At 63.3% G+C, this 18,882-nt stretch carries 14 protein-coding genes and 1 pseudogene; 12 read left to right on the forward strand and 3 right to left on the reverse strand.

The window, feature by feature from the left end; all coding sequences use genetic code 11:
* Positions 1-786: 786 nt before the first annotated feature.
* Positions 787-1,239 (reverse strand): annotated as a pseudogene (locus ACRYLO_RS17005) (RES family NAD+ phosphorylase); the annotation flags it as partial.
* Between the two features lie 49 nt (positions 1,240-1,288).
* Here ACRYLO_RS17005 and ACRYLO_RS17010 point away from each other — a divergent pair.
* On the forward strand, positions 1,289-2,047 hold the full coding sequence (locus tag ACRYLO_RS17010) for a hypothetical protein (RefSeq protein WP_482661237.1): 759 nt from the start codon (positions 1,289-1,291) through the stop codon (positions 2,045-2,047).
* Positions 2,048-2,296: 249 nt separating this feature from the next.
* Here the strand turns inward: ACRYLO_RS17010 and ACRYLO_RS17015 are convergent, their stop codons facing one another.
* A complete protein-coding gene (locus ACRYLO_RS17015; RefSeq protein WP_482661238.1) occupies positions 2,297-5,881 on the reverse strand; it encodes a hypothetical protein in 3,585 nt (1,194 codons plus the stop codon).
* Positions 5,882-6,245: 364 nt separating this feature from the next.
* Here ACRYLO_RS17015 and ACRYLO_RS17020 point away from each other — a divergent pair, with 364 nt between their 5' ends.
* A complete protein-coding gene (locus ACRYLO_RS17020) occupies positions 6,246-7,742 on the forward strand; it encodes a hypothetical protein (protein ID WP_482661239.1) in 1,497 nt (498 codons plus the stop codon).
* Positions 7,742-10,108: a hypothetical protein gene (locus ACRYLO_RS17025; protein ID WP_482661240.1), complete on the forward strand. Its 2,367-nt coding sequence runs from the start codon at positions 7,742-7,744 to the stop codon at positions 10,106-10,108. Before ACRYLO_RS17020 ends, ACRYLO_RS17025 begins: the two co-directional genes overlap by 1 nt.
* A gap of 406 nt (positions 10,109-10,514) precedes the next feature.
* Here ACRYLO_RS17025 and ACRYLO_RS17030 read toward each other — a convergent pair whose 3' ends face one another.
* On the reverse strand, positions 10,515-11,222 hold the full coding sequence (locus ACRYLO_RS17030) for a hypothetical protein (protein WP_482661241.1): 708 nt from the start codon (positions 11,220-11,222) through the stop codon (positions 10,515-10,517).
* Between ACRYLO_RS17030 and ACRYLO_RS17035 the strand changes: the two genes are divergently transcribed.
* From ACRYLO_RS17035 to ACRYLO_RS17075, 9 genes are all read left to right on the forward strand, one after another.
* Positions 11,208-11,567, forward strand: a complete 360-nt coding sequence (locus tag ACRYLO_RS17035; protein ID WP_482661242.1) for a hypothetical protein — start codon at positions 11,208-11,210, stop codon at positions 11,565-11,567. The two genes, ACRYLO_RS17030 and ACRYLO_RS17035, sit on opposite strands and share 15 nt — an antisense overlap.
* Positions 11,564-12,979, forward strand: a complete 1,416-nt coding sequence (locus ACRYLO_RS17040; RefSeq protein WP_482661243.1) for a radical SAM protein — start codon at positions 11,564-11,566, stop codon at positions 12,977-12,979. Before ACRYLO_RS17035 ends, ACRYLO_RS17040 begins: the two co-directional genes overlap by 4 nt.
* Complete coding sequence (gene hxsC, locus ACRYLO_RS17045) at positions 12,976-14,055, forward strand: His-Xaa-Ser system radical SAM maturase HxsC (protein ID WP_482661244.1); 1,080 nt, start codon at positions 12,976-12,978, stop codon at positions 14,053-14,055. The genes ACRYLO_RS17040 and hxsC overlap by 4 nt, the downstream gene beginning before the upstream one ends.
* The gene (locus ACRYLO_RS17050; protein ID WP_482661245.1) at positions 14,052-14,684 is read left to right on the forward strand and encodes a peptidoglycan-binding protein; all 633 of its coding nucleotides are present in this window, start codon (positions 14,052-14,054) and stop codon (positions 14,682-14,684) included. Before hxsC ends, ACRYLO_RS17050 begins: the two co-directional genes overlap by 4 nt.
* 788 nt (positions 14,685-15,472) lie before the next feature.
* Positions 15,473-15,733 carry a hypothetical protein gene (locus ACRYLO_RS17055; RefSeq protein WP_482661246.1) on the forward strand — a complete coding sequence of 87 codons (261 nt, stop codon included), beginning with the start codon at positions 15,473-15,475 and terminating at the stop codon, positions 15,731-15,733.
* Positions 15,734-15,983: 250 nt separating this feature from the next.
* Positions 15,984-16,265 (forward strand): hypothetical protein, encoded by a 282-nt coding sequence (locus ACRYLO_RS17060; RefSeq protein ID WP_482661247.1) that lies wholly within the window; start codon positions 15,984-15,986, stop codon positions 16,263-16,265.
* A gap of 195 nt (positions 16,266-16,460) precedes the next feature.
* Positions 16,461-17,165, forward strand: coding sequence for a TIR domain-containing protein (locus ACRYLO_RS17065; RefSeq protein ID WP_482661248.1), 705 nt, complete (start codon positions 16,461-16,463; stop codon positions 17,163-17,165).
* Positions 17,166-17,632: 467 nt separating this feature from the next.
* Positions 17,633-18,181: a hypothetical protein gene (locus tag ACRYLO_RS17070; RefSeq protein ID WP_482661249.1), complete on the forward strand. Its 549-nt coding sequence runs from the start codon at positions 17,633-17,635 to the stop codon at positions 18,179-18,181.
* A gap of 489 nt (positions 18,182-18,670) precedes the next feature.
* A complete protein-coding gene (locus ACRYLO_RS17075; RefSeq protein ID WP_482661250.1) occupies positions 18,671-18,829 on the forward strand; it encodes a hypothetical protein in 159 nt (52 codons plus the stop codon).
* Positions 18,830-18,882 lie beyond the last annotated feature (53 nt).

Here is an 18,882-nt window from a genome sequence, read left to right on the forward strand (position 1 = left end):
TGACCGGGTGTTGAGAACAAGTTTGAGGACTTGCGCCGACGCCTTTAGCCGCAAGCAGCCTGGACATGCGCGTCGGCCACCCGGCCGTGTTGTGCCTGGTTAGGTGCCCCAAACGAGGTTCTCACGCCTCGGCGTCGCATTGTTCGCGACACGCGGCCAGACTAGGACCGGAAGGGCGGGAAATGCAAGAGCCGCAACAAACGTAGCGATTACAGACACTTAGCTGTTGATGAGCCTTGGCGTCACCGGTCGACAAATGGGCGTACGCTAAACCAACTCCGCACGGACACACAGAACCCCAGCCGACATCCTCGCACTAAACGCGCCGGCTTCAGTGAGGAAGTTTGGGATGGAAGTCGGCTAGCTGCATCGCTTTGGCCGCTCTTCACGAATCCGCTGTTCTGCCCTCCGGGGGCACTGGCGCGTTGATTGCCCATCGTAGTCGTGCCCGATGAAGTCTACCGGATCGGGCGCACGGGAATCTTCAGGAGCTTCAACGAGCGCCGAAATCCCAGGACGGCAGCGTTTAGGCATCTTGAAAGTCAGGCACACTTCAATCTGGAACGAGAGACTACACGTCTCGAAGTTCACGACTGAAGTGCAGCAGAAACCACCCTGCAAACTTTGTTGGGGTCCCGAAGCCGCACCGACCGCTACGCGCACCATTTTCGGACTTCCGTCGCATCATCGAATTGGCCCGAAAGCCGCCATCGGTTCACGTAAGGGCGGAGCAATGGGTGATCAGCTATCGCCGAAGATTATTGCCGCGGATGGCAGCCGTGAGCATCAGGCGGCCAGGATCTGATCGACGCCGCGCAGATCGTCGGGGTGGTATTCGGCGCCTGAATTGAACGAGTAGACCTTGCTGACCTTGCTGCCGTTCCAGACAAACTTGAAGTGGTCCCGCTGGACTCCTTGGTCGAGAACCGCCCCCCGCAATACACAGATGCAAAACCCGGTAGGCCGTTCGGGCGGACGATAGAGCAACCCGTCGAGCCCAGCCTCTAATATCGAGCGGCCTAGCCGAACGCAGTCGCTCCGCGCGAGATCCACGGCCCAGCTCCGGCCATCTGCGAAGCGACCGCGAACAGTGCGCGAAAGCTCGCGCATCTCCAGACCAATGGCGGCCTCGCCGGTGCGGGAGAGGAAGGTTTCCCGCTTTCGGATCGAGATCGCCAGTGCGGTCTGCATGTCGCTGGCTAGTTCCAGCACCGGATGCTCGGCTTCGAAGAAGCGCGAACCTCCTAGGTTGTGTTATGTGAGTTCCGGGGTCAAGGAATTCGATCAAATGCCCGCTGCCTGGTCAGCGCTGTGCGCGATTGTAGCTGCGGGCGGCAGCATCAGTGTCAAGGACGCCGCCGCGCAAGACGTCGTCGGCGCTTGGCATCAAGCGCTCGATCGGGTGACCTCGGTACTCAGCCGTCAGATCGGCGATCATGTCCGACTTTCCCTGAGCCGTGCCGAAGCCACCGATCCCGCAGCGCGCCTCAAACAGGCTGTCGCGGGCCTTGCCAGCGACGGCGTGCTCACCGCCGAGCTGGTGATCCCGGACGCGGCGGCGCCCACAGAGATCTGCGCTGATCTGCGCAAGCGCGTTGTGTCGCTGCGCATGCGCCTCAAGGCGCCCGGCGATCGAAAATCGACCAAGGCGAGGCTGACCTGGTTGCTTCGCCAGCTCGCGACGACGGACCCACAAGGACTACATGTGCGGCTGATCTGGCCCGGTCGTGCCGGTCCAACACAGTATCCGCTCGTGACGCTGCGGGAGACGCCGGAGGTTGCTGTAGACGACCGCCCGGGCGTGACTGTGTTGGCATTCGAAGTGGTGTTGGTCCGAGAACTCGGCGCTCGTTTCGCGCAGCGTCGGCTGGTGGTGGGGGATATCGTTGAGGCGGCGGGCCTATTCCATTCGCGCGTCGGCGCATATCTCACTGCGTGGCAGGCCAAACCGCCACGCATTGCCGATAGCAAGCTGGAACCGGCTTCGGTCAGCACCGAGGCTTTGCGCGATCAAGTAGAGCGCGAGGCGCTGGCGCGGGCGGGGTAATGGTTGCCCGCTCGCGGTGGAAAGAGTCGACGCACTGTTCGAAGACGGCGGTGCTCGCCGACGCCTTGTGTTGGAGCGGGGCGCTAAGCGAGTGTCCGTTTCCGCGCGGCGTCAGGTGAAATCTGCTGCTCTGCAAACTGCCCCGATTTGGCCATGACAGCTTTGCTGAGGCATGCTCGACACGTCTCTACGCCTCGACGCTGCGCGCCGCGGCGATGATCAACATACATGGCGTCGGCACAGGTCATGTCACAAATTACTGCCCGTCAATTCGTGCAATTCGTCGATCCTGCTCTGCAGCTGCGCAAATCGTGTACGATGGCTGACATCGCCGATTGAAGCCATACGGTCGATCGCCTGCGAGAGACGTTCCTGCGCTCCGACCAGGCGGTCATGCACGAATGTGCGTCGATCTGGCGGCGGCTTGGCGGCGTCCCACCCACCGATCAGCGGATCCGTGCCGTGCGCCGCCTCGCAGGTCAGAACCCGTGCCTGGATGTAGTCTGCTTGCGCTTGTGCCGGGATTGCGCCGAGCTGGGTCGCGATGGTGCCGAGGTCGCGTGCGCCGATCGTCGCGATATGCAGGGCGGCTGCTGCCGCGATGATATCGGGGATCTCACTCGCAAGTTCGGTTTCAGCAAACAGGGTGTTGATATCGGCTAATGTCGCAAGAACGTCCAGTTTGGTGCCATGGCTCGCGCTACCGCTTGCCGCGCGATGATGCGCGAGCGTTGCATATGCCCGCGCCGGGGTCAGTTCGCCGAGCAATTTATGATATTTGGCGAGGTCGAGCATGACGCCGACGCGATCGGCCCCGCCAAAACGCCGCAGACGCGCGGTGTTCACATCGAGCAGGGTGCGTACGGTGTCCAGTGCACGCTGACGCTCGCCGGGGTCCAGCCGCGCGAAATATTCCTCATGCATTAGAAAGCGGATATATCTGCGCCCCAGACGCCCGTTGAGCACCGCCGGATCGAGCTGGTCCGCGCGGCCCGCGCCAAGCCATTTCTCGCAGCTCTCGATGTCCAGGTAGAGCTTTGCCGCGACCGCGCGGTCTTCGGAGACCAATGCACAGATCTCAGCCTCGCGCGCGAGGATACGCATCATCGCTTCGACTGTCTGCCGATCCGCTGACGCCCGCGCAGCGTCCAGCGCCGGGAATTTTTCTTGCAGCAGCTTTTGAACATCGCCCAGTGCGTCGTGAAGCGACGGCTTTCCCCCCAGCATGATACGATCGTCGATCTGGCAGCACCAGATCCGCGAGAGATGTGCGATGCGAACGGCCGGCGAGCAATCCGACTCAAAATTTTCAGCCAGTTGCACGATCGCGGTGATGACGTCCGAACGTTGTGCATGGAAGGCGGCGAGCGCAACCGTCGTCATGAGCGCGAAAAGTTCCTCGCTCTGCAGCGCCAGGACGAGATGGTCCGGCATTTCGGCGGGGACGGTGAGTGGCGCAACATGAGTTGGATACCAGCGTCCGGGCGTTTGAAACAGAAGCAGATAGAGGTCGAGCCGTAGCGAATCCTCGTCGAAAATCATCGACAGGCGATAGTCGCGGTCGATGTCCTCGCGCAGCAGCCCCAGTGCGGCAAACCGGATCGCTGCGACGGTGTTGAAGCGATCGTCGAGCGCGAAAATCTCGTCCTCGCGCAGCCGTAATGGTAGATTAGGTGCTGTCGGTGCCGGAAAGGGAGCCGGTTTGGTATTCACGCTCGCGAGGAGGCCAACATAGGTCTGGATGTCACGCGAGGCGTCCTCGGTCGCGCGCGACCCGAAGGCGGTGCGCATCAACACGCGCTTATGCTGCGCACGCTCGCGTGCGATCCATGCGATCAGGCGGTGGGCCTGCGACACGACCGGCCCGACCTGCTCGCGCAACGCCTCGAGCAGCGAATAGGCAACGCGCGGATCGATCCGCCACGCCGGATCATGCCGCGAGGTTTTCGCGCCGGCCGGGTATTCGTCGGGATCGTGCCGGACGAGCGGACCATGTTTGAGAAACCGGTTGTCGCTGAGATCGCGAATCCGCGCCAGCCGCTCGAACATCGCTTTTGGATCGGCATGCAGCGCGTTGGCATGCACGTCATAGGGCGCCCAGCGCTGCATCAGGCGCGTCAGGCTGTCCTCGCGGACGCCATCCTCGCTCGCGGCGACCAGCACAACGGCATGCAGGATCCCCTGCACGCGTAGTTGCTCGGCGAGCAGCCGGTACAGGGCAGGGCGTACTGCGTCCCGATCATCGCGTGGCTTGCTCAGAAAGGCGTCGATCACGGCGACATCGTCACCATTCAGCCCCGGCCCATCGTTGGGTGCATAGCGCAGGCCTAAAAGCGTCGCGAGTGCGATCATGTCATCGCCACGCAATTCGGTGGGCGGGCGGCGGCGCAGGAAGGAATCCGGTGGAATGCGGGCGAAACTTTCGCTGTTCATAAAGTGCCGCAGGTCCGCCAGACGCGGCGCATCTACCCGATGAGCATGCGCAATATGTGACCCGAAAGAGACGATCTTCTTGTCTTCGTCGGCAAGCTCGCCGGTCGTCGTGATGATGATGCGGGTCCGTGGATCCGCCGCGCGGAGGGCCTCGATCAGCCGCCAAATGCCCTGGTCAAGGACGGCATGGCGCATCCGGTCCTTCTCCAGTCCTTCGACATCGGTAAATATGAACAGCGCGGGCAAGCCCTGAAAGTCGCGATAGATATCCTCGACAATCTCGTCGAACAGCGCGTTTGGGGGTAGTGGATCGGAGTGCGCAACGGCACGATCAATTCCAGCCCGATGGAGGCCGACCTGATACCGCCGCAGAAACGCGATCACCTTGTTGACCAGGCCGCGATAATGCACCCCGTTGGCGCTGAACGCGGCAATCGGTAGTTGGATCTGGCCAGTCGTCAGCTCGTCGAGCTCGAAGAGCAGCTTGTTGTGCCGCCCGCCGAGCAGGCGCAGTAGCGATTTGATGGTGGTCTTCTTGCCCAGCAATGGCTCACCGCCGAGCACATGCAGGCGTGGCTTGAGTTGCAAGGCCAGCGACAGACCGCGAACCGTTACATCGCCAAAGTCTTGCGACGTCGCTGGAATCATCGCACGACCCGCAAAACCTTCTTCCACTACGTCTGCCGCGAGTTCATCGTCGATATGGCTCAACAGATCAAGGTAGGTGAGGCGATCCATCACCTCGCCCGATGGGCGAACGGCGTCGCTCCGGCGTGCGTCATTGCTGACCGGGAGCGATCCTGCAGGGATTGAGGGGACGGTGTTCGTGCGTTCCGCGATGCGTGCAACAATCTCTTCGAGCCGTCGATATAGCACGGACAGGCGATCGGTTCTGGAGGTTGCCACGGAAAAAAACTCGGCCCGCTGCGCTTCATGCTCGGCGCCGGCCGGCTCGGCCGCGAACCAGCGGTTCTGACAATGCGAGATCATCATTTCGAGCAGACCTTCCACCAGTTCGGGCGGCCGATGGCGGCCATGAAATGTGGCGGAGATCAGGTTGTTGAGATAGTCGGACGCTCTCTCCTTCTCATGCGGCCTGGCTGCGGCCTCGAACTTGGCGCGGTCGGGCCCAATGGTTTTCCACGGCTGGACGACTGCTCGAGCGATTTTATCGGGGGAAGGGGTCGCGTCGCCATAATGCACCAACAACAGGGCCAGCACCCACAGTCGGCCGCGCAGCCCGATATTGACTAGCGATTCTCCGTCCGGACCCGTACGTCCCCAGATGCCGGGCCAATATCGGGCTGGCGTCCGTTTGCCCATGATCATTGGCCGGCCATCGCGCCATTCGCCGTAAAAGGCGTCGAGCAGCCGCAGCTGTTCCGTCGAATCACCCTGCAACAGATAGTTTTGAGCGTGCGATGGCCGACCCACGATTCCCCCCGGATACGCGTCTCGCCAGATTCGCGCGTTACGCGCGGGTTAAAGGCGAGTTACAGTGAAGTTTCCAGAGGATAAGCGCGCGTTTCTCAAACTCGCCGCCAGAATGGTTTAAATCGCTGATAACCAGCCCCCCTGTTCCAGCTCGGGACAACTGGCACACTCGCTGAACTATCAAGATGGAGACCAGCCGGTTGGCGCAGGAACGACAAGAGGTGATTGATCTGGGGGTGCGTGCGGTCGAATAGGCCGGTTCTCTTCCAGAAGCAAGGCACGCAGGTTCGTCGATGCGCTTCGGGCTCCGTCTAAAGGCGGGAGTTTGATTATGGAGCCTCTACGTACCGACGCTGGACCGTCCAACCATAACCGGTTCGATCTGCCCCCTGTGACGCGCGGCATGTTTCTGCTCGCCTTCGGGGGCATCCTCAACATAGTTGTCGTTTCGTTTGGCATCCGCGACATTCTGGGCAGCCCGTTCTTCGTAGCGCTTATCGGTGCCACGCTGCTGCTTTTGCTGCTCTATGTGCTCGGTACGAACGTCAAGGCCAACGGCCTGCTCGGCTGGCTTGGCACTGTTCCCTATATTGGCGTGGTGCTGGTCAATGGCGTGCTCGCGGTGAGCGGCATTATCGCGCTCGCCCAACCCGATGCCCTGGGCCAGCGCGGATTTGCAGCTGCCGTTCGTGCGCCGCGCGCGCAGATGATCGCCGTGGCCGACAATTTCACTGCTACAGAGCGCGCACTGTCACAGCTCGTTGTCCAGAGTGACGCCCGCGCCGCGACAGAAAGCAGCAGCGGCGGTACCTGTGGTCCAACCGCGCCAGGGCGCGGACCGGTCTATCGCGTCCGGATGCACGACAAGGCGACGCTTGGTGAGATCAGTCGAAGCTTCGCGCTACGCGCACAGACCATTCGTACAGCGCGCGCGCAGATGGACGCAGCGATTGCGGGATATCGTGTCGCCAATCATGGCGCGGTCATCCGCAAGCTCGAAGCCGAGGTCCAAGCTGGATTGGCAGCGGCGCAGGACCCCGCGCTCGGCGCGATGCGCGCGCAGCTGGCGACACGCCTTGCCGGGATCAGCGCAACGACGCCTGATCCCGAGACCGGGATTGGCGTTCGGTGCCCGGACATGGATCTGGCGCGCGCACTCGGCGCGGTCCTCGCCATCCGTCCGGTGGCTATCGAAAGTCCGGGGCCGATGCCGACGACGCCCAGCCACCGCGCTGCGGCGCTTGCGTTTCTCTCCGAAAGCTGGGCGGCGCTGCAGGGCGCGCCCTTTGACTGGGCGATGTGGGGCGGTGCGCTTAGCATCGCATTTTTCCCCGACATCCTGTTTCTCTACGGGCTGGCACAGCATCAAAAGGATCAGCGGACCCGGCTCGGGCTCGTGGGCCTGCTGGCGCGCGCGATCAGCAAGACTGGCACCGACTGGTCTGCCGCCGCGACTGCGGCGGCACAGGGGGCGCGCGATCCCAGCGTCCGGCTGCTGTCGCAATATCATGCGGTCCGTAGCAGGCTTATCGGCGACGTCCATTTTCTGGTGATTCCGGCCGGTGCGGATGCCCAGGACCGCGCTGTCTATTTCATCGGCCTCGGTCTCGTCGAGATCGGCAAGGCGCGCTATGCGGGGCTGGCTCCGGCGGGCCTGCTGCCCGAAGCAGCTGTACCGCGTCCGGCCAATCCCGCCCTGGAGTCGCACTTTTTCGTGCTCAAACGCGGTGTTTGGCGCAGCCTGCTAGTGGAGGCGATGCGTGGTGCGCCGCCGCCGGAGGGAGCGCCCCCGACGGGCGCGGACAGCAGCTGGCAGGAGGCGGCATGATGCAGCGGCTCCATTTTGGCCCCGCGCTCGACCTTGCGGCGGCACCCTGGCTCGATGCCTGGCAATTGCGGCAGGGAATTGCGCGGTTCCGCGTGCATGGTGAATATCCTGCCAGAGCGCATGCGGGCGCAGCGCGCAGGGGCGGGGCAGGCGGCTGGTCGCGGCATCGTGCCGGCGGGGAGCCAGAGCGCATCGTTCTTATCCCGGCCAATGACGCCGCACGCACCCCCTTGCCGAACGATCATAGCCCGGCGGTTCCGTTTCGGCTGCGCGCGGTCGAAGCCGACGGGCATATAGGCCAGCCTGGGCCACGCGATGCGCGCATGCGGCGGTGGGCGCGGCGCGGCGCGAAGGTGGCGTTGGCGACGTCCGCGCTGACCCTCACGATTATGCCGGTGCTGGCATTGATCGTACCGGTCGGCCTCGCGCATGCCCGGCGCGACGCTGTGGCGGCGCGCTACGCACAGCTTCAAGGGCTGACCACAGCGATCGAGGTGCGTGATTCTGCGGGGCGTTATGTCGGACAGGTCGAGCAACTGCGCAATCCGTCCAGCCATCTCGTGCTGCGCGCACGCACGGTGCCGACACCGATGTTCGCGATGCTGACCTGGCTCGAGGACAGACAGGACGGGGGGCTGGTGCGAGACTGGTACGGACTGAACCTGAGCGGCCTCACCAGAACCGGCGTCTGTATTGTCACGGGCGGCGGGGTTGCGAGCCATGACGGCGAGTGCGGGGGTGGGTCGAGCCTCATGATGCAGGCCGCGCGCGGTGCCCATGGCTGGTGGGGCGGCAGCGCCAACTGGCGCGAGCGCAAGCGCGTCGAGCTGATGGATGCACCGGCGCTGTCGCTCATCTACCCGCGCGGGTCGAAAGGCCACAGGCGCTTCATCGTCGATGCGCTGACCTATGGCTATACGGACCAGGGCTATGAGCTCTGGGGGATCCGCAACGCGAGCCTCATCACATTTGGGGTCGAGCCAGAAAGACTATCGCTCGCACAGCAAGCGGTGCTGGCGGCAATGCCGAAGCGGCGCCTGGTTCTGCGCTGTGGCGCTGCCGACCTGAAAACACGCGCTCGCGATGAGCGCGCCTGGGCTGGAACCCGCGACCGGGCCGACCTGGCGCTGCGCAGCGCATTTGATCCATCCGCGCCCGAAATCGCCGCCGCACGGGCCGAGCTTGCCCGCATGGCGCGTCCCGCGCGCCCCGCACCGCTCGATCCTGCGCTTGCGGTCGGGCTTGACGCCACCGCGGCGTGCAAGTTCGCCGGGCACCCCCGCGCCCTCTTCGGAAATGTCGCGTCGAGCGAACGGGCTGCGACCCTGGCAGAGCTGCGGACCGCTGCGCACGGCCGGACCGTCGAACAGGTCGAGCTCAGCGTCGATATCGCCGCGCAGCGCAGGTTCAAGATCGCTGCGACCGCGATGCTCGACGACTTGGGCCGTGCGCAGCGCGCCAATCTCGATCTGCCGCTGGTAGGCGCAGGCGCTGCGCATACGCTGATGATGGCAACACGCAATGACGGCGGCTTCAGCCACCTGTTTGCTTCCAGTCCGCGTCCGCTCCTTGACGAACCACGCCGCGTCGGCTCGATCGGCAAACTGGTCGTCGCACTGGCCGCTGCCCGGCAGGGATATTCGGCCGACACGGCGCTGTGTGATTTGCGCGATCGGAGCGGACTGCGCAATGCGGGTGGGGGTGGTGGTCACGCACACTGCATCGGGGACGCGCGGTTGAGCGTCCGGGAAGCCTTTGCCCGCAGCAACAATCTTGCAATCCTCGATCTGGCTAATCGTGTTGGGCCAGAGGCCATCCGTGCCGCGCTCGCAGCAAGCGGGTTCGACGTGAAAGGGCATCCCGATCCCGGGCGGGCGCTGGTGACGGGCATGGCTGAAGCCTCGCCACGGCAGATCGTTGCGTTCATGCAGGCGCTTGCCAACGGGGTCAGCGGCGATGCTCCGGTCGCAACGCGTGGACACATCATCGCGCGCATCCGGCGCGATGGCGTCTGGGAAGGGGCGCGGCGAGACGTGTTGGCGTTGCCGGCACCCTATTTTGCGACGCCGCAGGCGCGGCAATTTCTCGCGGCTGCCGCACAAGCCGCGTTTGCCGGGCAATATGGTACGCTGCGCGCATTGGCGGCTGCCGCGCCGCCGCTCCCTGGCGAGATCGCTAAATCGGGCACGGTGGCCGGACCGCGGCCGCAGCTGGCAACGCTGGCCTCACTTGCAGCCGGTGCTGCCCCCGAGCGCCATGGCTGGATGACGTTCAGCGCCGCGCCGTCGCACCAGCTCGGCAATCGCGCGCTGCGCCTGGCGCCAATCCCGGTGTTCTTGCGGCGGGAACTGACGGCTAAGCGCTAAGGCGCGGTCGTGATCGCGGTCGGCGCCTCGCGGCGTAGCTTTAACTACTACCGGGGAGCATGCGCGGTGTTGCCTGGTGCCCCTCCGTAGGCGTGTAGGCCGCCTGGGCTGAACAAACTCGCAAAAGCCCGAGTGTTCTCGGATTGCGGTTTTTACGTCCAGACACTCTTCATCTCATCGGCGATGAGAGTCCGATGATGCGTGACCGAGCAAGAGCCCGTCTGTCTTTGGCCAGAAGCGGCGCGACAAGGTCGGTAAATCGCGCCCTCACCGCTCCATCGGGGCCGGTCGGGTCGTCGGGGCGCGGCCTGGAAGGCCGCGCAGTGATCAGTTTGGGGCGGCCCCCACCCAAGGTTTCGCTCTTGGGCGAGCGGCGAGTTTGCGCAGGGTCGCTCCCGCTCCTGCCTCAATTGCCCGCATTCCCGGTCATTCGATCGATCCAGTCCTGGTCGACCGCCGCTCCCCCCGGTTCTGGAGGCTGGGACACGGCGTTTGGGTCTGAGCCCTCGCCTTCAGAATTATCGCTTTCGCCGCTGTCGGCATTGCTGGCGGCTACCGCCGGGAGCCGCGCGCTCGCAATTTGCTTCTGCAATGCTTCCAGCCGCAGATCGGCGCTTTCAGCGCTCTCGCCGGCCTTGACCGCCAGCGCGAGGTACCGGGCAGCGGCTGTTTCGGGCTCGAAATAGGCAAACTCGCTGGGCAAATCAGTCTCGAGCGACTGCTCCGCTAGCCTTACCGCCTGCAGGTCAAAGCCGCCGCAGCGATCGAGCGCGGCCCAGCTGAACCCTTGCGACACGCCATCATAGCAGCTTTGCGAATAAATCATCGCGCCCGGCAATCCCTCCGCCGCGATGACGAGGCCCAGATGCCGCAGACCGCGCCGCACATGCAACGGGGCGAGCCGCTCGACCCTGGCGGGCGGCTCGACCGCGTCGATCTGATTGCCGAGCGCGGCAGCGCCGAACGGCTGCTCGGCATCGATCGTCGCGGTGGGTTTGGAATCGCAGCTGTTCACCGCGATCAGAAACAACACGATCAGCCCGATCACGAGCGCGGCCCGGCAGCCCTGATTGTCCTGCCCCGTCGTGTCCGACGCTGGTTGCAACTGCGCCAAACCATTTCCCCTGTCGCGCACGCCGCTTTGCTCGAATGCGGCATTAAGGTCTTGCGCTTGCTCGATTACAGCCTAGCCTTCGAACTCGAGGGGAAGCAAGTCGTGAGGCAAGCGGAGATTGCTGTTGGTCAAGACGAGACCGCGCTGATCGCGCGCGCGAGCGAACATCTTGTCCAGTTTTACTCCGATATGGATGTATCTTTGCTTGGTGGGTCGGTCCTGCTTACAAGCGGTTCGCGAGACCAGGCTGAACTGGTCGCGCTGTGGCAGACCGTTGTCGCCAATGAGCGACTCCATGCGCGGGCCCATCCGCATCGGCTCGACCTGCTCGCAGCGCTCGCATGACCGCGTTCCTGCCCTTGCGCGCACGCAGGCTCCCGGGCGAACGAACGCTATTGGTCGGCGATGGTGGCGGCTTCTTCACCGCCGGTCCGGAATTTCTGACGCGGCTGTCGCACGATATGCTGAGCGAGGCTGACGAGCGCTTTCTGCGTGATCGCGGCCATGCCATTGCGGACGACGATCCGCTTGCGGAAACATCGCACCTCTACAACATCGCCGAGCGACTGACCCGCGCCGGACCGCTCGACTATCTGATCGTGGTGCCGACGCTGCGCTGCAATCTCTCGTGCAGCTATTGCCAGGTGTCGCGCGCCGCAATCGACCAGACCGGCTATGACTGGAGCGCGGCGACGCTCGAAGCGGTGCTCGCGCTGATCGATGCGCTGCCTGGACCACGGCTCAAGATCGAGTTTCAGGGCGGCGAGCCGAGCCTGCGCTGCGATCTGATCCGGGCAGTGATGGGCCGCGCGCAGCGGTTCGAGGAACGGCAGTTCGTGATCTGCAGCAATTTGCAGCGGCTCGAGCCGGAGCTGCTGGAACTGCTCGATATGCCCGAAGTGTTTCTCAGCACCTCGCTCGATGGCGACTTTGCAACCCATCAGCGCATCCGCACGGCCGGGGTGTCGGAGACGCGCACGTTCCGCGACAATCTCGCGGCCGTGATCGCGCGCTATGGGCCGCATAAGGTTTCGGCGCTGCCGACGATCGATCCGGTCAGTCCACCCGAGCCGGACGCGCTGATCGACGCCTATCTCGAATTCGGGCTCGAGAGCATCTTCCTGCGTCCGATCAACTATCAGGGGTTCGCCCGCAAGCGCCATGCCGCCGCGCGCGAACAGGACGCATCGTGGCGCGCCTATCACGAGCGGTTCGTGCGCCGACTGATCGCGCGCAACTGGGACGATCGCTCGCGGGTGCTCGAGGAGAGCTATTTTAGTATCTGCCTGCGCCGGATCTTCCAGCCGGGTGCCGACCGGCATGTCGATCTGCGCAATCCCAACCCGCTCGGCCAGGATTATGTCGTGATCGATTATGACGGGCAGGTTTATCCGACCGACGAGGCGCGCATGCTCTCGCGCTCGGGGGTGATCGACTTGGCGATCGGTGATGTCGCGACCGGCTGGGATACGCCGGCGCGCGATCTGCTCAACGCCCATGCCTCGAACCTCGACGATCCAGCGTGCCAGCGTTGCACCTATCAGCCTTATTGCGGGCGCGATGTGGTCGATGACATTGCCCGCTATGGGCGGATCGATCTGCCGCGCCACGAAACTGAATTCTGCCGCCGGCATCTCGGCCTGTTCGATCTAGCCTTCCAGCTGATCTATGCGCCGGACGCGCCGACACGCTATTCCTTGTCGCGATGGCTGCGGCTTGAGGGCACCCCGGCACACTTCGGAGCGCATTGGGCATGATCCCGCTCAACCTCTCCGCGCTGGCCGAGCATCCCGAGCCCTTCGTCACGCGGTTGCGGCGGCTGCGCGATGGGGCTGGTGTGCAGGATTCGATTTGGGTCGAGGGGGCCGGCGATGCCCATGTCTTTGCCGGGCGGGAGGGACTGGTCGCGTTGGAGGGGGCGGACGTGTCTGCGCTCGATGGCGACGTTCTGCTGGTCGATCCGCTGCGTGGACGCGCTGAGCGGCTGTTTCGTGCGGGGTCGGCGCACAATACGCTGCTGGTGACCGAGCGCTGCGATCAGCTGTGCGTTATGTGCTCGCAGCCGCCCAAGAAAATCCATGACGACCGGTTCGAGTTGCTCGAGCAGGCCTGCCTGCTCGCCGAGCCCGACGCGATGATCGGGATCACGGGCGGCGAGCCGACGCTCTACAAGGCGCAGCTGTTCGATTTGATCGAACGCGTCCATGCCGCGCGCCCGGACCTTGGGTTCCATGTGCTGAGCAATGCGCAGCATATCGAAGCCTCCGACATCGCGCGCCTGCGGCGTCCGGCCTTTCGGCAAGTCACCTGGGGCATCCCGCTGTATGCCGCTGCCCCGACCGTGCATGACCGGATCGTCGGCAAGGCTGGCGCATTCGAGCGGCTGATGGCGGGCTTTGCCGCATTGGTCCGTGCGGGGCAGCGGATCGAGCTGCGCACCGTGATCATCCAGGACAATGTCGCGCTGCTTCCCGCGCTTGCGCAGCTGGTCAGCACGCGGCTGCGCTTCGTCGCGGCCTGGTCGATCATGCAGCTTGAGCATATCGGTTTTGCCAAGGGACGCTGGCAGTCGCTCTATGTCGCGCATGATGCGGACTTCGCGCCGGTGGGCGCGGCGATCGACATTGCGCGGCTCCATGGCATTCATGCACGGCTGTTCAATTTCCCGCTGTGCAGCGTGCCCGAGCCCTATCGCGCGCTCGCCGTGCCGTCGATCTCGGACTGGAAGCGCAAATATGCGCCGGGTTGCGACGGGTGTCGTGCGCAGGACGACTGCACGGGCTTTTTCGCATGGCATCCCGATGACGCGCTGGGAGGCGTGACCCCGCTATGAAACGCGCCCGCTTTCTCATTCCATCGCTGATCGCCGCGGGGTTTTCCGGACATGAGAGCGTCGCGCAGGTGCCGGGCATGGGGCCGCGCGTGATGAGCGACAGCGAGCCGAGCCTGTTCGAGCTGTTCAAACAGGATCACCAGGTGACCCTGGCGCAGCATCGCAGCCATCGCAGTCATAGCTCGCATCGCAGCCATAGCAGCCACCGCTCGGGGAGTGGCGGCCATTACAGCCATGCCAGCCATCGCTCGAGCACCGGCGGGACCTATGTGCCGAGCGCGCCGGTCTATACAGCGCCTGCGCCCAGTCCGCCGCCTCCGCCGCCACCGCCGCCACCGCCGCCACCCGCTGCATCCTATCCGCTGCGCAGCGCCCAACCCGGTGAAGCCAGTGCGCCACGGACCTCGAACCTTCCAGCGCTCAATGGGCGCAGCGAGCGGTTCAAGTCGATCGTGCGGCGGGTCCAGATCGCGTTGCTGGCGCAGGGCTTTTATGACGGCGCGATCGATGGCGTGGTGGGGCCGGGCATGCGGGCCGCGATGCGCAGCTTCCAGAAGAAGCGCGGGCTGGAGGTCACGGGTACGATCACGCCGCAGCTGCTCGACGCGTTGCGGATCGCAAGCGAGTAGCCTGGGCTCAGACTTGCGCCGTGTCGAGGGCGGGCAGGGCGGTTGCGGGAAGAGGGTGGCCTGGGGCTAGGCCGGGTTGTGGCCCAGCGGGGTCGGGCAGGGCTGTGCATGGGCCAGCAGGCTCGGGCAGGGATGTGCAGGGAGGTGCGTAAGCGTGTCGGGCGGGCTGGTTTGCGGCGTGCGGGCGGTCGGCTCGCGCGGCAGGGACGCAGCGCTATGGCGGTTGGTACGTCGTAGACTTGGCTGTGCTTGGAGACCGCTGAGCGATGGTCTGGGGTGCATGCTGGCAGGTCAAGCTGGGTGTGAAAGGCAAGAAGCGCTTGTTGGGGTTGGCGTTGGGATGGTCTTGGTGAGCTGAGGCCGATCGTCTGAAGCTGTGAGCGGGGGCAGCGGGCTCGATCGGAGAAGGCCCGGGCGTGCAGCTGGCATGGGCGTCTGTCGATGGTGACGGTGATCCTGGCGGCTGCCGCGTTGCGGCACCGCGGCCCTATCGGCTGATGCCGACCGGGCTCGGCTGATGCCGGATCCCGGCCCTGCGGGTGACGGTCCGCTTCCGGGGAGGGGGGAGTGTAGGAGTCTGAAGTGCGGTGTTGATGCCCCCTCATTCGCCAATCGTTGCTCCTCCAAGATGGCCGGCTCTCACCCCGTGCTCCGGTGCTCCTGGCCGAGCGCGGGTCAGCAAAGGAGTGCTTGCCGACAGATCGAGGTCCAATCAGATTGGACCATTCTATGGATGATCGGCCGATGCAGTTGCGTCATGCTCCGCGAACGAGTGAGGAGCAAAAGCAATGGCTTGGTATAAGAATGCAGCCAACTTGCAGCAGGCCAACGGCACCGAACCGGTTTGGTCGACCGATTACAAGCCGGGCGCCACAGTTCCAGTCTCGGGGATTTATCGCTGTAAAAACTGCGGCAAGGAAGTGACCAGCAACAAGGATGATCCGTTCCCACCCCAAAATCATCACCAGCATCCGCAAACGGGGCCGGTTCTGTGGCGACTTATCGTTTGGACAAATACTTCAGGCGATCAAAAGCATGGTAGCGTCTAGACGCTAGGTCATGGCCGATCAGGGTATCAGCACCCGACACTCCGGTCAGACTGGGGGTCCTGACGCTCTCGTCGGTAACTTGTAACAGCGGGACGGGGGTGCGCGGCGATCGCCGGACTGGTGTCTCGGCCGACAGGCGGCGCCATACTGTGCGAACTGGCAGAAGGCGGGCCATTCATAACGCAAATTGGCGGATCCAACCTTCCCAGCTGGCCAGGTTCCGCCTATGTTCATTTTACAGGAGGAGCCCATGCTCAAGGGATTAGACGCACTTACCCGCAAGCTGAAAGAGGCGGAACAGGTCGCGGCAGAACTGGACGGAGACTTGGCTTCTGTAAACTTTGATCCGACCGATCCCGCCAGCATCGAAAACGCGATTCAAGAACTCTGTTCGGTCGTCGACGCGAAGACGGCCGGATATGAGCGAAATGAACTGGTCCAGCAAATTGCTGATGGCTTGAAGGAAGCCGGACGCAACGCGATTCTGGAGAAGGCGGCTGCCGCTCGCCTGGGTGATGGCGGATCGGAATGAATCTCAAAACCGCCCTTGGCGAGGTCAACAACGCCGTCCTCGATTTGCAGTCCGCCGACTATAACACATATCATCGGCCCGTGCAGCGTCTCTCAGCCGCTTCACTCTGAGCCGCTCAGAGAGATAACGGAACAGCTAAAGGCTGCAGCGGATTTCGACACATTCGTCAGGGACTCCGACCGGGGCGGCTCGATGATGGGCAGCGCGACCCTCAATTGGCCCAATGATCGACAACACGAGCTTGGTCTCGTGATTCATATCATCGATCGCGGCGCTGAAGATGCCGACTGGTTTTTGAATTTTGCTCACCAGTGGTATTACTCGGGCAGCAAGATCGTGGGTGACATCCGGAAGATCACAACCGCGATCCTAATTCCGTTCGCGCGAGACTTTAAATCGCACGTTGAGTCAGTTGCTCCTGTGCGCCCCTTCCATATCCAGCCAAGCGATTTCCACCGGGTTTTCATCGTGCATGGACACGATGAAGCACCTCGCGAGACCGTGGCACGCTTTCTCACGACGATCGGGCTGTACCCGATTATCCTCCATGAGCAGGCGAATAAGGGCATGACGGTCCCGGAGAAGCTTGCCGCGTACGCCAATGTGGGGTTCGCCGTCGTTCTGCTTACTCCAGACGATGAGGCACGGGTGAAAGGCGCGGACGAGCTCCAGCCTCGAGCGCGCCAGAATGTCATCCTTGAACTAGGGTATTTTGTCGGGCGGTTAGGACGGGCTCGGGTCTGCGCCTTGCTCAAGGGGGAGGTTGAGATCCCCTCGGACTATGTTGGGGTGGCCTACACCCCATTTGATGCAGGCGGCGGTTGGCGGCAGAAGCTGGCATTGGAACTGGAAGCGGCTGGCTATGACATCGACTGGAACAAGGTGATGCGGAGGGGCTAGCGGAGAGGGTCGATGCCGCTGCCGCACTTTTGCAGGATATGCAGGTAGGGCTATACGTGGGTACCGGCTTCGCACCAGCACGGGCGAGCGATCACTGTTAGCTGATTTTTGCACCTTCTACACCTGCTGCGAGGGTAACCTGGCTCTCACTCGCAGGCGGCAAGGTACGCCACTTCGGGCCGTGCCGAAGCTGGATCGGCCATGGTGAAGCCAATTTTCGGTATGTCGGCCTTGACGGATTCGTTTTGGAGAGTCGCTTGTTTCAATCTCGGCTGATCGATGATCAGTGGTGCGTTAGATACTGCCAAGGAGCCATGCGGTAATTCGCGGTCCGCGGCACTCGGATAATCGGCAAGTCAGGCGGGAGAGGGGCGCTGGGGAGTTTTCATTACCTGTTCGACGATGGGGAGCATTTGCGGGCATCTCTAGAGCAGATTGAGCACTTTCGCGATCACTGGCTGGATGCCATGCCTTCGATCCGCTCGTTTTCGGAGCGGATCAGTCGGTGCTTCTGGTTCGACCTCCTTGTTCTGGAGCTACGCTACAAAATCGGCGTCCATTCCATCTTGCAGCCTTTGTGCGATCTCGAAGAGAAGGAGCCGCTGAATGGAACAAAATATGCCACGCCGTTCACTCGGCTCCCTCTGAGAGGTCTCTGGCACAAACATTGGTTCAGCACCCAGTTTCTCGCTGCCAATCTCCTGGCGATGGCAAAGCGCAAGGGATCAATGGACTGGATCTGGGATATCGCGAAAGAGGGCGACCTCATGACCGAGGAGCTAATTGGCCAGATCGCCCACCGCATGACTGTCCAGGCATATGAGGACCGCTTCGCCGCCAAGCGGATAACCGGCGAGTGGATCATCTATTTACCTCGCTCCGGCCGGAACTACTATCTCTGCTTGGGCACCCATCTCACTGGCGACGAGCGGCTCGACGAGAAGATTAGGATGCTCTGTTCCATTGACTTCCCCGACATCGGACAATGGATCGACGAGGCGGCCGCTGCGCTCTGAAGCATTCCGTTCTCGCTTCAGATCCAAAGCGGCTGGTCGCAACGGTCCCCTTTCTGAGCATTCGCCACACCGCGTCTTGCGCGAAAATCGCCAGGTGAGTTCACCTCGTGGTGATCGGGCTGCGGGTAGGGAATGGGCTTTGTACTGCGTGCACCGCGGGGCGGTTATGCGCCCCATTTGCGGCCGTTCGCCCGATTAGATCCATGCCCAGAAGCAGCCATTGAAATCACCTTTCCACAGCCGAGCGCGACAAGATGCGCTGAGCCGGTCACTACCAAGCCAATCGGCAGGGTCGCGCAGTCTTGCATACCGACGCAAAGCGGATACGTAATCCGAACCCTCCATTTGCAGGTAACGCGTCCGGTTTAACGAGACGCCGGTGCGGCACGCCTGATCCAGCATCTTGTTCAACTCGATTCGTACTGTTAGGCGTGCGCCGATTGGCGGGGTTGGCTTGCTATCCGATCAGCGGGGGACGATATGAATCAGGTGGATGACAACGCTCAGCCGACGGACAAGAAGGCATGGAATCGCCCCGAAATGAAGGCGTGGAACAAGCCTGAGATTCGCGATCAGAGCATCAGCAGCGCGACTGGCAGCAAGCCCAACCAGTGGCCGTCCGAAGCGTCGCCGGGCACCGGCTCGTAATCTTACTCGGGCTTCAATCTGAACTATTATTCGATCTGCGGCCTGTCGGTCTC

This window comes from Sphingomonas sp. SDUR79 (assembly GCF_056821745.1).